The organism is Rubrivivax sp. JA1055 (assembly GCF_020966565.1).
GTDB classification, from domain to species: Bacteria; Pseudomonadota; Gammaproteobacteria; order Burkholderiales; family Burkholderiaceae_C; genus Rubrivivax; species Rubrivivax benzoatilyticus.
In genome coordinates this window covers 102,671-116,713 of sequence record NZ_JAJKFP010000001.1, presented here as the reverse complement: position 1 = coordinate 116,713, position 14,043 = coordinate 102,671, and the positions used below count along the sequence as shown (strand labels likewise).

General features: G+C 75.5%; 6 protein-coding genes. All 6 read right to left on the bottom strand.

All coding sequences use genetic code 11. From position 1 onward, the window contains the following. Position 1 precedes the first annotated feature (1 nt). On the bottom strand, positions 2-964 hold the full coding sequence (locus LOC65_RS00495; protein ID WP_230246138.1) for a hypothetical protein: 963 nt from the start codon (positions 962-964) through the stop codon (positions 2-4). A 302-nt stretch (positions 965-1,266) separates the two neighbouring features. Then, positions 1,267-3,888: an ATP-binding protein gene (locus LOC65_RS00490; protein WP_230246136.1), complete on the bottom strand. Its 2,622-nt coding sequence runs from the start codon at positions 3,886-3,888 to the stop codon at positions 1,267-1,269. After that, a complete protein-coding gene (locus LOC65_RS00485; RefSeq protein WP_230246133.1) occupies positions 3,885-4,991 on the bottom strand; it encodes a DNA repair exonuclease in 1,107 nt (368 codons plus the stop codon). The genes LOC65_RS00490 and LOC65_RS00485 overlap by 4 nt, the downstream gene beginning before the upstream one ends. Next, positions 4,988-6,991 carry an exodeoxyribonuclease V subunit alpha gene (gene recD / locus LOC65_RS00480; protein WP_230246131.1) on the bottom strand — a complete coding sequence of 668 codons (2,004 nt, stop codon included), beginning with the start codon at positions 6,989-6,991 and terminating at the stop codon, positions 4,988-4,990. Before recD ends, LOC65_RS00485 begins: the two co-directional genes overlap by 4 nt. Then, complete coding sequence (recB, locus tag LOC65_RS00475; protein WP_230246130.1) at positions 6,991-10,626, bottom strand: exodeoxyribonuclease V subunit beta; 3,636 nt, start codon at positions 10,624-10,626, stop codon at positions 6,991-6,993. Before recB ends, recD begins: the two co-directional genes overlap by 1 nt. Then, positions 10,623-13,958, bottom strand: a complete 3,336-nt coding sequence (recC, locus tag LOC65_RS00470) for an exodeoxyribonuclease V subunit gamma (protein ID WP_230246128.1) — start codon at positions 13,956-13,958, stop codon at positions 10,623-10,625. The genes recB and recC overlap by 4 nt, the downstream gene beginning before the upstream one ends. Between the last annotated feature and the right edge of the window lie 85 nt (positions 13,959-14,043).

Genomic DNA, 14,043 nt, shown 5'->3' with positions numbered 1-14,043 from the left:
CTCAGGCGCGCGCCGGGCGCGGCAGGCGCCGCCAGTCGGCCGCGGCCGAGCGCCGCGGCAGCGGCGGGATCTCGAAACGCGGCATCTCCTGCAGGCAGAAGCTGAGCGCCAGCACCAGCGTCGGCAGGTGATAGAAGACGAACCACAGCCCCGGCGTGTTGCGGTCGTCGCCGCCGTGCGGCATCAGCGCGACGGTGGCGACCAGCGCGACCGCGGTCAGCGACGGGATCGCGCGCCGGAAGGCCGCGACCCAGCGCGCCGCCGCCAGGCGTTCGTGATACCGCGCCGGCGGCTCGGCCAGCGTCTGCGCCAGGTGGGCGGCGGCGCGGTCCAGGTCGGCCTCGGCGCGGCGGCAGCGCTGGGCGATGCTGCCCGGCACACGCAGCCGACTCTCCCAGCCGCCGGGCTTGCGCGCCAGCGGCGCCCAGTTCCAGCCCAGCACCGCGAGCACGTCCTCGGGCAGGTCCAGCTCGTGGCCGCCGGTGGCCGCCAGCGTCAGCTCGGCCGACATGCGGCGCACCGCCGGCAGCGACAGCGTCAGCGTCAAGCCGCCGGCGATGCGCGCGACGCCGCGCTGCAGGATCAGGCCGTCTTCGCCGTCGCCGTCGACCGTGTAGTCGCGGGCCACCGCCCAGCCCTGGCCGGCGCTGAAGGCGCGCTGCGGCGCGACGGCCATCAGCCGGTCGTGCAGCGCGCCGGCGTCGGGGCCGGCAGCTTCGAGGCGGGCGCGGGCGCCGGTCATCGTCAGCACACGGGTGAGCTTGAAGCGGCCTTCGGCGCTGCAGTCGAGTTCGAGCTGGTCGTGGATCGCCGGCAGCGCGTCGGTGGCGGCGTGTTCGGTGGCGCGGAAGACGAGGCGGCGTGCGAGGCGGTCGCTGGCCGCCAGCTCGACGCGGCAGCCGCGGCGCGACAGCGGCGCGACCAGCGTCAGGATCTCGTGGTGGGACAGCGGCGGCAGGGACATCGGCCGCGAGCATCGCGCAAAGCGCGCCGCGTTGCCCGCGGCAGCGTCAAGGCCGAGTCCGGGGAAGCCTGGAAGCCTGGGGTCAGGAAGCCTGGGGTCAGGAAGCCTGGGGTCAGGTCTTGAGAGACCTGACCCCGACCTACTACGGTGCCGACCGCCCTGGGGTCAGAAGCCTGGGGTCAGAAGCCTGAGAAGCCTGGGGTCAGAGAAGCCTGGGGTCAGGTCTTGCGAGACCTGACCCCGACCGCCCTGACCCCGACCGCCCCCGCGAGACCTGCCCCCCGCATCGTTGCCCCCGGCGTCTACAGCCGCCGCACCGGCACGCCGAGGTCGCGCCACTGCGCCGGGTGGCAGCTGAAGACCAGCAGCTGGTGGCGCTGCGCGGCGTCGAAGACGATGCGTTTCATGCGCTCCAGCCGTTCGGCGTCGGTGTGCACCAGCGCGTCGTCGAGGATGACCAGCGTCGGCCGCCCGGCTTCGCGCAGCAGGTCGGCGTAGGCCAGGCGGCAGACCAGGCCGAGCTGCTCGCGCGCGCCGAAGGACAGCGTCTCGAAGGCGCCGCGCTCCTCGCCGCGTTGCCCCGGCCGCGCCAGCACCTCGGGCCGCAGGCTGTCGCCGACTTCCAGTCGCCCGGCCGGGAACAGCAGCGAGGCGTAGTGGTCCAGGTGTTTCTGCAGCGGCGCCTGCAGCCGGCGCGTCAGCGCTTGGCGGTGCGACTCCAGCTTGCCCTGCAGCAGCTCCAGCGCGTCGGCGCGGTGCTGCAGCTCGTCGCGGCGGCGCGCTGCGTGCTCGGCGGCGGCCCGTTCGCCGGCCAGCTGTTCGTCCAGGCCTTGCGCGCCGACGGCGGCCAGTTCGGCGGCCAGACGCGCGACTTCGAGTTCGCGGGCGCGGTGGGCGCGTTCGGCCTCGTCGGCGCTGCGGCGCAGGCGCTCGACGTCCTGGCGCAGGATGTCCGGGCGTGCCGCGGCGATGCGTGCCTGCACCGCGCCCAGTCCTCTTTGCGCCGCGGCCTGCTGGGCCTGCGCGTCGGCCAGCGCGAGCTGCTGGCGGCGCTGGGCTTCGGCGCGCTCGGGCGCGGCCAGCGCCTCGGCCAGCGCCTGGTGCTCGCGCACCGCGGCCTGGTGTTCGGCTTCGGCCGTCGCACGTTCGCGCTGGCGGGCCTCGGCCTGGCGTGCGGCGTCGGCACGCGCCTGTTCGGCGGCCGTGGCTTCGGCTTCGGCGGCGGCGACGGCCGGCGGTGCGGTGTCGGGGGCCGGCGGCAGCGCGGCCAGCGCCTGCTCGGCTTCGGCGTGGCGCGCCTGGGCGCGCGAGCGTTCGGCTTCCAGCGTGTCCAGCCCTTGCGGCGCCAGCAGCGCCAGGGCCTGCCGGGCGCTCTCGGCTTCCTGCGACTTCAGCGCATGCGCCGCGGCGCGCGCCTCGGCCTCGTCGGCCGAGGCCAGCCCCAGGCGCTGCAGCAGCGCCGCACGTTCGTCGGCCAGACGGGCGTGCTCACGCACCAGCGCCGCCAGGTCCTCGCCGCCGGGCACGACGGTGATCGTGCCGCCGGGCAGCGTCAGCGTCGCGGCCTGGGTCAGCCGGCGTTCGCCCTGGCCGACCAGCGGCGCGCCGTCGAGCGCGACGCCGGCGTCGGCCTGCAGCTCGAAGGCCAGCCGTGTTGCCACCGCGTCCTGGCGAATGCCGAGTTCGTGCAGGCGCTGGCTCTGCTGGCGCAGCGTCTTCAGCTCGGCTTGGGGAACGGCCAGCGCATCGGCCTCGCGGCGCAGCACGGCGGCGCGCTGCGCTTCGGCGCGCGCGCGTTCGAGTGCCGCTGCGGCGGTGTCGGCGGCCTGGCGGGCGGCGGCGAGGTCGCGGCCGAGCTGGGCGCGGGTCTGCTCCTGGCGGGCCAGCACCAATGCAGCGCGGGCGGCGGCGAAACGGCTCTCGGCCGTGGCCAGCGCCTGGCGGGCTGCGGCTTCGGCGCCGGTGGCCGCTTCGTGCCGGCGCTGAGTGCCGGCGCGGGTGCTTTCGCGCGCCGCCAGTTCCTGCAGGCGCCGGGCCTCGTCGGCGATCTGCTGGCGCAGCAGCCCGGCCAGCCCGTCGGCCTGGCGCAGCGCGGCGGCGGCGGCGTCATGCTCTCGCTGCAGGCCCTCGGCGGCGGCCAGCGCGGCTTCGGCCTGGGCGAGCTGCTGGCGCAGCGCCGTCCACGGCGCTTCCTTCGTCTCGGCTTCGTGTTCGTCGCGCAGGCGTTTGAGCCGGTCGACCTGCTCGGCGTGGCGGCGCACCGCGGCCTCGGTTTCGGCGACACGCGCGGCGCTCTCCTCGGCCAGGCGCAAGGCTTCGGCCAGCGCGCCGGTGGGTCGGCCGGTGGCGGTCAGCAGCTCGCGGCGCAGCGCGCGCACGCGCTCCAGCACCTCGTCGCCGCCGGTGGCCGCGACTTCGCCGAGCGAGGCGTTCAGCGCGCGCTGCAGATGCGCCGCGGCGTGTTCCACCGGCTCGGCGATGGCCTGCGTCGTGCCCTGCTCGACCCACAGCAGCCCCGGGATGCCCCAGTGCTTCTGGCCGCTGGCGCCCTTCAGCGCGTACTCGAAACCCAGCAGCTCGGCCAGATGGTCCTCGGCCTCGGCGCCTTCCCAGCGCCGCGCGCCGGCCACCAGTTCGCAGCGTTTCTTCTGCAGAAAACTCTTCACCAGGCGGTAGTCGCTGCCGCCGAGCGTGAAGTCGAGTTCGACGGTCGGCGCCGCGGCCGAGTCGCCCCAGGGCCGCAGGTCTTCGGCGCCGCTGGAGCGGTGGCGCTCGAAGAAGGCGGCGCGGATCGCCCGCACCAGCGTGCTCTTGCCGCTTTCGTTGGGTGCCGCGAAGACGTTCAGGCCGGGCGCGAAGTCGCTGATCTCGAAAGGCTCGCGGAAACGCCGCAGCTCGGCGACACGCAAACGGGTGAGCTTCATGCCGCGGCCTCCTCGCGGCCGGCCAGCAGGCCGGCGAGCAGCGCCAGCGCCTCCTGCTCGACCGGGCCGTCGGCTTCGCGCAGCTCGGCCAGCACCTCGCCGAGGTAGCCGTCGGCGTGCAGCGCGGCCAGATCCTCGGCGGTCGGCGCCAGCCGCAGGCCGCCACGCTCGCAGCGCAGCGCACGCACACGCGCTTCGGCGGCGGCAATCGCTTCGTCCAGGCGGGCGCGGCCGGCCAGGTCCAGCGTGCCGGTGAGCGTCAGTTGCAGTACCTCGTCGGCGCCGCAGGCGGCGAGTTCGGCGACCAGCGCCTCGACGTCCGACGGCACGGCCAGCCGGCGCTCCAGCGTGCGCCAGCGGTGGCGGCCCAGCGGCAGCGCCTCGACCTCGGGCACGGCGCCGGGGCCGGCGATGCGCACGCGCAGCACCTGGCCGGCGCCGTTGTCCTTGAAACGGTCCTGCTCGGGCGTGCCGGCGTACCAGCAGCGTTCGCCGATGCGTTTGGCGCCGTGCCAGTCACCCAGTGCCAGATAGTCCAGGCGCGCACGTTCGGCGCGATCCGGCGCGATCGGGTTGGCCGAGTCGATGTCCTCGGCCAGCAGGCCTTGCACCGCGCCGTGCGCCAGCCCCAGCCGCAGCCAGCCTTCGGGCGTCGCCCAGCCGTCGAACGCCTCGGTGAGGTCGGTGTAGGTGTGGCGCTGGGTCAGCGGCGCGCACAGCACCGCGGCGCGCGCCTCGGGCAGCTCGACGACGCCCGGCTCCAACGCCAGCTTCACGTTCGCCGGCACGACATTCAGACGCTGCGCGTGGCGCCACACGCCTTCGGCCAGCGCCGCGTCGTGGTTGCCGGGGATCAGCACCCAGGGGCCGGCGAAGGGCGCCATCGCGTTGAACATCCGGCGGATCGTGCGTGCCGAGACGCCTTGCGCGTCGAAGACGTCGCCGGCGACGAGCACCGCGTCGGCCTGCTCGTCGGCGGCGAGGTGGGCGATGCGCTCGACGGCGGCAAAACGTGCGTCGGCCAGCGCCGCGGCGTCCTCGGGTTCGAAGCCGCCGTACTGGCGGCCGATCTGCCAGTCGGCGGTGTGGATCAGTGTCGTCATCGGGTCTCGAGTTCGTGCAGGCGGGCGGCGAGGCCCGAGCGGCGCCGCGTCGGCGACCGCACCGCGGCCGCCAGCGCCGCGGCCGGGCCGGCCAGCGTGACACGCTGGCGGGCGCGTGTGATGCCGGTGTAGAGCAGCTCGCGTGTCATCGCGCGCAGCGGGCGGTCGGGTGTCAGCAGCAGCAGGTCGGTGAATTCCGAGCCCTGAGACTGGTGCACCGTCATGCCGAAAGCGGTGTCGTGCGGCGGCAGGCGTGCTGGCGCGACGCGGCGCCAGCCACCACCCGGCGCCGGGAAGACGACGTCCAGTCGGCCCTCGGCGTCGGGCAGCGCCAGGCCGATGTCGCCGTTGAACAGGCGCAGCACGTAGTCGTTGCGGCGCACCATCACCGGCCGGCCGGCGTACCAGAGGCCGGGCGCGGCGCCGAGCGCACGGCGCAGCTGGGCCGCGGCCAGCGCATTGACGCCGGCGACGCCGCGCGCGCCGTCGCGTGTCGCGCAGAGCACGCGGAACGACTCGAAGGCGTGCATCGCCGCGGCGGCGTCCTGCGGGTCGCGGCGCAGCGCCTCGACGTAGGGCGCGAAGCCGGCGGCGATCGCGTCGCGCACCGCGGCGCCGGGTTCGGCACCGCGGTCGTCCAGCCACTGCACCGAGTCGTCGCCGCCAGCGCCCAGCCAGGCCAGCGCCTCGTCGGCGCGGCCGCCGTTGACCAGCGCGGCCAGCCGGCCGATGCCCGAATCGGCGGCGAAACGGAAGGTGCGGCGGAACCAGACCACGCTGTCGGCCAGCGCCGGCGCGGCGGCTGGCGGCGGCTGCAGCGCCTCGGGGCTGACGCCGCAGGCGGCGGCGAGTTCGGCGCGGCAAGCGGGCGTCAGCGTCGTGTCGGCGCTCAGTTCGGCGAAGACCGCGCCGCTCTCGACCGCGGCGAGCTGATCCTTGTCGCCGAGCAGCACGATGCGCGCGTGCGCCGGCACGGCGTCGAGCAGCCGCCGCGCCAGCGCCAGGTCCAGCATCGAGGCTTCGTCGACGACCAGCGCGTCGATCGCCAGCGGCCGCTCGGCGCCGTGGAAAAAGCCGTCGGGCCCGGCGCGCAGCAGCCGGTGCACGGTGCTGGCATCCTGCGGCAGCCGTGTGCGGATCGCTTCCGGCAACTGCGCGGCACGGCCGCGGATCGCCTCGGTCATGCGGGCCGCGGCCTTGCCGGTGGGCGCGGCCAGCGCGATGCGCGCCTCGGGGTCGTCGGCCAGCAGGCAGGCCAGCAGCGCGACGACGGTCGTCGTCTTGCCGGTGCCCGGGCCGCCGCTGATGACGGCCAGCCGCTGGCGCAGCGCCAGCGAGGCGGCGGCCCGCTGCCAGTCGGGGGCGTCCTCCGTGCTGGTGTTGGCGGCGAAGAGTTCGGCCAGCCGCGCGCGCGCGTCGGCGTCCAGCGCGCCGGGCACCGGCCGCGCCGCGGCCTTGAGCCGCGCGGCCAGGCGGCGTTCGTGGTCGAAGTCGCGCTGCAGGTACAGCCGGCCGTCGGCGTCGAGCACCAGCGGCGCGGCGCCGGGCGCGTGCGCCGGGCCGACGACCCGCGAGGCTTCGAGCCGGGCACGCCAGTCGGCGGGCTCGCCGTCGAGTTCGTCGAGCATCAGGCAGACGTGGCCGGCGGCGGTGGCGCGCGACAGCGCCTCGGCGGCGCGGCCGGCGGCGCGGGCGTCGTCGGCGTCGGCGCCGAGGCGGCGCGACCAGGCTTCGACGTGTGCCGCCAGACCGGCGGCCAGCGCTTCGGCGGGTGTCTCGGGACGGGTTGGTGTCTCTTCGACCGCCTCGGTGGTTTCAGGCTCGGTTTCGGCGTCAAGCACGCCGCCGTCTTCCTCGAAGAAGACGTCGAGGTCAGGCAGATCGTCGGTCCAGCCGGCGTCGGCCGCCGGCTCGGGCGTCGGCGCCACGACCGGCGGCGGCGCCGGTTCGTCGTCGAACAGCGGCAGCGTGGCCTCGTCGGGCGTGCGGCGGCGGCTCATCAGGGGTTCTCCACGGCGTCGAACAGCGCCGACAGGCGCTCGATCAGCGCGACGCTGGGCTTGTAGGCCCAGACGCCGGCGGGGCTGCCGTCGGCGTTGCGCCAGCCCGGGCGCACGCCGCGCACGAACAGCACCATCGCGCCGCCGAGGTGGCGTTCGGGGTCGTAGCCGGCGCGGCGCGCGCGCTGCCAGCGGTGCAGCGCGACGAGGTACAGCAGCGCCTGCAGCTGGTAACCGTGTGCGGCGACCTCGCGTGCCACCGGCTCGGGGCCGTAGTCGGCGGCCGTCCAGCCCAGGTGGTTGGACTTCCAGTCGAGCACGTGGCAGCGGCCGCGGTGCTCGAAGACCAGGTCGATGAAACCGCGCAGGTAGCCACGCAGCGTGCCGAAAGCCAGCGCCGGCACCGGCAGGCCGGCTTCGCGCAGCACGGCGGCCAGCGTATCGGCGGCCAGCGCCGGCGACGGCAGCGTGAACTCCAGCTCGGCCAGGCGTTTGCCCGGCGCCACGTCGCCGAGCACGACGCCGCCCGGCAGCCGCGTCGCCAGCACGTCGGCCAGCAGCGTTTCCAGCATCGGCGCCAGCCGGCCGCTGTCGGCCTCGGCTTCGGGCGGGTGCAAGGCCAGCGCACGCGCCGCGGCCTCGGGCCAGCGTGCGGCGTCGGCGAAGTCGGCGTGTTCGAACAGCGCGTGCAGGCATTCGCCGGCCACCGCACCCCGCGGGAAACGCAGCACGTCGTCGGCGGCCAGCGTCGCCGGGGCGGCGCGGCGCGCCGGCCGCTGGGCCTCGTCGCGGTCTTGCGCGGCGCCTTCGTGGCGCAGGCCCTGGGTCAGGCTGCTGTAGCTGCCGATCCACCAGGCCGGCGGCACGGCCGGCGCCGGCAGCGCGACGATGGCCTCGGGGTCGGCGGCCTGCACGGCCACCGGCGTGCCGGGCGTGTCGGGCAGCGTGCGCAGCGTGACCGTCTGCGGGTGCGCGGCGGCGAAGGTCAACCAGGCGGCGTCGACTTCTTCCGGTTCGCGTTTGCCTGCCAGCCAGGCGGCGGGCTCTTGCTGGCCGTCGGCGACGAACCAGTTCAGCAGCGCACGTGTGCTCTCGGCCGCCGACTTGCGCACCGCGTACGGCCCGACGACCAGCACCAGCCGGTGCACCGCGCGTGTCAGCGCGACGTAGAGCAGGCGCAGCGTCTCGGCGGCCTGCTCGACCTTGGCGCGGTCGTCGCTGCCGGGCTCGACCTCGGCGTCGCCGAAGACCCACAACTGCTGCCCGGCGGTGTCGTGCAGCTCGCGGCCTTCGCCGTCCGAGCCGCCGCCGCCGGCGTGGCCGTCGAAGACGAAGGGGCAGAAGACGACCGGGTACTCCAGGCCCTTGCTCTTGTGGATGGTGACGATCTGCACCAGGTTGCGGTCGGACTCCAGGCGCAGCTGCGCCTCTTCGTCGCCGCCGGGCGCGCGGCGTTCGTCGTGCAGCCAGCGCTGCAGCGCCTCGGGCGAGCTCAGCGTCTCGGCGGCACGTTGCAGGCATTCGGCCAGGTGCAGCCAGTTCGTCATGCGGCGTTCGCCGTCGGGGCGCGACAGCAGGCGTGCGGCGACACCTTCGTCCTGCATCCAGCGCCGCAGCATCACCGCCACGCCGCGGGTGAACCAGGCCTCGCGGTAGGCGGCGAAACGCTGCACGAGTTCGGCCAGCGCCGCCTCGTCGTCGGCCAGCGCGGCGATGCGTGCGGCGTCGAAGCCCATCGCCTCGGTGGCCAGCGCGGCGCGCAGGCGCGCGGCGTTGGCCGGCTCCAGCACCGCGCCGAGCAGGCGTTCCAGGTCTTCGGCGTCGCGGCTGGCGAAGACGCTGGCCTGCGACAGCTCGACGCTGGCCACGCCCAGCGCCGCCAGCGCCTGGCGCATGCGCGCGCCCTGGCGGTGGCTGCGCACCAGCACCGCGACGTCGCCGGCGGCGAGACCGCGGCCGGCCAGCGTCGCGTCGCCGCGCCGGCCGGCGTCGACCAGGCGCGCGATCTCGGCGGCGCAGGCCGCGGCGGCGGCGGCCATCGCGGCGCTCTTGGCCAGCGGCTGGCCTTGGTCGTCGCGCGGCAGCGACCACAGTTCCAGCGCTGCGCGTTCGGCGCCGCGGTCGGCGAACGGCGCACGCGGCTTGGCGCCGTAGCCCACCGGCTGGTAGTCCAGCCCGTCCTGCATGAAGGCACGCGGCTGGTGGCCGAACAAGCCGTTCAGCGCCGCCAGCAGCGGCTCCGACGAACGCTGGTTCTGCGCCAGCGTCCAGCTCGCCGCCGCGCGCTGCCGCGCCGCGAGATAGGTGTTCAGGTCGGCGTTGCGGAAGCTGTAGATCGCCTGCTTGGGGTCGCCGATCAGGAACAGCGGCGCGTCGCCGGCGCCGTAGACGGCTTCGAAGATCGCCCACTGCAGCGGGTCGGTGTCCTGGAACTCGTCGATCAGTGCCGCCGGGAACCGCGCCTTCAGCGCCGCGGCCAGCTGCGGGCAGGCGCCGCCGGTCAGGCGCTCGTGCAGGTTCTGCAGCATGTCGTCGAAGGCGAGCACGCGGCGTTCGCGCTTCAGCGCGCGCAGCCGTTCGGGCGCGTCTTCGAGCAGCCGGCGCACCAGGCGCAGGCGTTCGACTTCCAGCGCGGCGCGTGCCGCGGCCAGCGCTTCGAGCAGCGCGTCGGCGGCTTCGAAGAAGGCGTGGGGCGCCGGCGGCGCCAGGCCTTTTTTCGGTTGCAGCTTCGCGGCGCCGAGCAGCGCGGCCTTGCCTTTGTCCAGCAGCTTGTCGGACGGCGCCAGCAGCGCCGACGGCGCGGCGGCGATCTCGTCCCAGCAGCGTGCCGCGGTGGCGACGCTGTCGGGCTTGTAGCGGTTGGCGGGCAGGCGTGGCAGCGCCTCGTGCACGGCAGCGAGCACGGCCTCGCGCTCGCTGCGCCAGAGCCGGCGGGCGTCTTCGAACACACGCTCCAGCGCCGTCGTGTCGGCGGCGACGGGTTCGTCCAGCAGCGCTGGCCAGACCAGGCGCGCCAGCGGCTTGGCACTGCGCCGGCGCACCAGCTCGACCCAGGCGTCGGGCGTGTCGCCGCGCGACAGCAGCAGTTCGGCGACACCCGCCGGCAGCGTGCCGCCGGCGACGTGGCGGCGCCAGAAGTCGAACACCACCTCGCGCACCAGCGCCGCGTCGTCGCCCAGCTCCTGGCGCAGCGGCATCGCCGAGGCGAACGGCGCGTCGGCCAGCGCGCGCTGGCAGAAGCCGTGGATCGTGAAGATCGCCGCTTCGTCGAAGGTCTGCAGCGCGCGGGCTACGCGGGCGCGCATCTCGGTGTCGGTCAGGCCGACTTCGGGGCGGCGAAGCGCGTCCAGCAGCCCGGAAACGAAGGGGTCGGCCAGTGCCGCCGGGCGGCCGTCGAGCGCGGCCAGCACGTCGACCAGGCGGGCGCGGATGCGCTCGCGCAGCTCGCCGGTGGCGGCGTTGGTGAAGGTGACGACCAGCACCTGCTGCACCTCGAGCCGGCGTTCCAGCAGCAGGCGCAGGAACAGGCCGCAGAGGTTCCAGGTCTTGCCGGTGCCGGCCGAAGCCTCGACCAGCGCGATGCCGTCCAGCGGGCAGGTGAAGACGTCCAGCGGACGTGCGACGGGGGCGTTCATTGCAGCGCGCTCCCTTCGGCGTGGGCCAGCAGCGGGCCGAAGACGGCTTGCGCGACCGGCTCGAAGTCGCCCGCCAGCGCCTCGGCTTCGCGGCCGCGCCAGGCCAGGCGGATCGATTCGTCGCCACCTTCGGCGAACGGCGTGCGTTCGCCCGGTGTCCAGCACTTCAGCGCTGCGGCGGCGCCGTCGCGCACCAGCGCCAGCGAGGTCTTCGGGTACAGCCGCAGCGGCTCGGCCAGACCGCGGCGGTACAGGCGCAGCAGCGTGGCGAGATGCTCACGCGGGGCCTCGGGCGCGCGCAGCACGAGTTCGCCATTCGTCAGCAGCCAGCGGGTGCGCGCCGCGACGCCGGCCGGCGCCGCGGCGGCCAGCACCAGGTGCTGCAGCCAGGCTTCGAGCAGGTCGGCGCCACGCAGCACGCCCCAGCGCCAGCGCACCAGGCCACTGGCGCGCAGGTCGGCGAAGCCGGCGGCGACGGTCCAGTGTTCGCCATCGAGCTCGAAGTCCAGTTCGGCGCCCTGGGCGTCGAGCACCGGCTCGGCCAGCGCGTCGCGCACCCGGTCGGCGAAAGCGGCGACACGCGCGAACTCGGCCTGCATCTGCTGCTGGCCGATGGCGCCCGACGGCAGCTCGGTGCCGGCTTCGGCGCGCCGCCACGCGGTCTCGGCGTCGACGCCGGCCAGCAGCGGCGGCAGCAGGCGATCGGCGAACGCGCGGCGCGCCAGCGCGTCGGCGACCAGCGGTTCGTCGTCGTCGAGCGCGGCTTCGTCGAACTGCAGCGCGAGCTGCAGCCGGCGGCGCAGCCAGTAGCGCGTCGGCTGGCGGAAGAACTCGACGAGCTGCTGCAGCGTCGGCGTGCGCCACTCGGGGCCGGGCGGCGGCAGCGGCGTGGTGAAGAAGGGCAGGGCGGGGTCGGACGCGGCTTGCAGCTCTTCTTCCTCGTCGTCGTCCTCGGCGCTTGCGGCCACCGGTGGCAAGGCCGCGGCCACGGCACCGGCGCGCAGCGCGGCGGCGAGTTCGGCGTCGTGGCTGCGGCGGCGGGCGTCGGCCCCGGCGTCGAAGAGTTCGGGCGCGAAAGACTGCAGCGGGTGTTCGACGACCAGGCGCTTGCGTGCCGCCGCCACCGAGGCCGGCTCGTCGGGGTCTTCGGCGGTGGCCGCGGCCAGCAGCTCCAGCAGCTCGGCGACCAGCACCGACGGCGGCAGCGGCGCGTTGTCGCGCACGCTGCGGCCGCGCCAGCTGAGGTGCAGGTGCTCGCGCGCAGCCAGCAGCAGGTCGAGGAGGACGTTGCGCTCGTCGTGGCGGCGCTGGCGGTCGCCGCGCCTCGGCGCCAGCGCGATCAGGTCGAACTCGGGCGGGCGGGCGGTCGTCGGGAAGGCGCCGTCGTCCAGGCCGATGGCGCAGACGACGCGGTAGGGCAGGCCGCGCAGGCTGCTCATCGCCGAGAACGTGACGGCGCCCGAGGGCACGCCGCCACGCGCCGGGTCGTCCAGCCGGGCTTCGAGCGCTCGGCGCAGCACCGCCAGCGGCAGCACCGTCGCGGCGCCGGCGCCGGAGGCGACGTCGTCGGCCAGGCGGGCGATCGTCGCGCGCAGTTCGCGCAGCGCCGGCTGTTCGTCGCCGGCCGGGGCGACGAAACGGTCCAGCGCCGCGTGCAGCAGCCGCGCCCAGGCGGCGGCCGGGCGCGGGCGCACGCTTTCGGCCTGCAGCCAGCGCAGCGCCTCGGCATAACGCCAGAAGGCGCCCAGCGTCGCCGCGGCCGAACCTTCGGCGTCGCCGGCCGGCAGCAGCCCGGGCAGCGGCGACTCGGCGCCGGCCGGCAAGGCGTGGCCGAGGAACAGCCGGTCCAGCGCATCGGCCAGCGTGTGGCGTGTTTCGGCCGGCAGGTCGAAGCCGGCGCGGTGCGCGGCGTCCAGGCCCCAATGCAGGCCGCTGGCGAGCAGCCAGCCGTGCAGGCGCTCCAGCGCCGCTTCGTCGAGGCCGAAACGCCGCGCCACCGCCGGTTGCTGCAGCAGCGCGAACAGTTCGCTGGCGGCGACGCGCGAACTGGTGAGCGACAGCAGCGCCAGCAGCGCGCGTGCCGCCGGGTCCTGGCCGCTGCGCGCGCGGCCGGTGACGGCGTAGGGGATGCGGCGTTCGGCCGGCACGGTGCCGAAGACGGCGTCGACCAGCGGCGCGGTGGCTTCCAGGTCGGGCGTGACGACCAGCACGTCGGCGGGCGTCAGCGTGGGGTCGGCGGCGAACAAGGCCAGCAGCCGGTCGTGCAGCGCTTCCAGCTCGCGGGTGCGCGAATGCGCGACGTGGAACTCGATGCTGCGTTCGCCAGCCAGGTCGGCCGCCGAGCCCGCTTCGAGCTCGACCGAGTCGAGGATCGCCGTCTGCAGCCGGCCGAGCAGCGTGTGTTCGGGCGGCTGGATGAACAGGTGCTCGTCGACGACGGCGTCGCCGGCGGCGTCGAGCAGGCCGTCGATCTGGGCCTGGGTCTGCTTGCCCCAGCCGGCCAGCAGCCGGTTGCCGACCTCGTGGCCGGCGTCGCGCCCGGCGGCCTGCAGCCAGGCCAGGCGGCGCGGGTCGACGAGCTCGAACCAGTACTCGCGGCAGGGGTTGAGCAGATAGACCTCGACCTCGATCGCCCGCCCCAGCGCCGCCAGCAGGCGCGCGTGCAGCGGCGGCATCGTCGGCAGCGCGACGACGTGCACCCGCGCGGGCAGCCCGGCTTCGCGGGCGCGCTCGGCGCCGCCGGGCCGCGACAGCGTGTCGATGAAACCTTCTATCGGGTGCCGGCCCGAGACCCCGGTCTCGGCGACGATGCGCCGCCACAGTTCGGCCTGCCAGCCGGCGTCGGCCGGCGCCGCGCCGCCGGGGAAGGCCACCGGCCGCCCGGCCAGCCACTCGGCCAGCCATTCGGGGCGGTAGGTGACGTACTGCTCGACGGTGGCGGCGATGCGTTCGGCCAGCTCCCAGCGCATCACCTCGTCGGCCTGCGCCAGGTAGCCCGCCAGCCGCGGGTGGGCGGCCACCCCCTCGCGGTCGCCGAGCGCGCGCCAGACACGCCAGGCCAGCACCTCGGGCGCGAACGGCGAACGTTCGGCGTCGATGCCGGGCACGACACCGGCGATCTGGCGCCACAGCCATTGCGCCAGGTAGTCGAAACGCAGGTGCGCGCAGACGCCTTCGACCTGGGCGAACTCCAGCGTCAGCCGGCGGCGCACGGCGGCGCTGGGCACGACGATCTCGTCGGCGACGAACAAGTCCTCGCGCGGCGCGGCCAGGTGTGCGCCCAGCAGCGTGGCCAGGGCTTCGAAACGGTTGGAGAAGTGCAGCGACAGCATCGGCGCGGGGAGTCTAGAGCGTGGCGCGGCCCCGGAGACCGGCGCATCCGCCGACAGTGTGAGCCCGATCAGGCTCAGGGCCTGA

What these genes read in the sequence shown, in the direction of transcription:
- LOC65_RS00495 (WP_230246138.1), bottom strand. Translation starts at nt 964, where the DNA reads ATGTCCCTGCCGCCGCTGTCCCACCACGAGATCCTGACGCTGGTCGCG.
- LOC65_RS00490 (WP_230246136.1), bottom strand. Translation starts at nt 3,888, where the DNA reads ATGAAGCTCACCCGTTTGCGTGTCGCCGAGCTGCGGCGTTTCCGCGAG.
- LOC65_RS00485 (WP_230246133.1), bottom strand. Translation starts at nt 4,991, where the DNA reads ATGACGACACTGATCCACACCGCCGACTGGCAGATCGGCCGCCAGTAC.
- recD (WP_230246131.1), bottom strand. Translation starts at nt 6,991, where the DNA reads ATGAGCCGCCGCCGCACGCCCGACGAGGCCACGCTGCCGCTGTTCGAC.
- recB (WP_230246130.1), bottom strand. Translation starts at nt 10,626, where the DNA reads ATGAACGCCCCCGTCGCACGTCCGCTGGACGTCTTCACCTGCCCGCTG.
- recC (WP_230246128.1), bottom strand. Translation starts at nt 13,958, where the DNA reads ATGCTGTCGCTGCACTTCTCCAACCGTTTCGAAGCCCTGGCCACGCTG.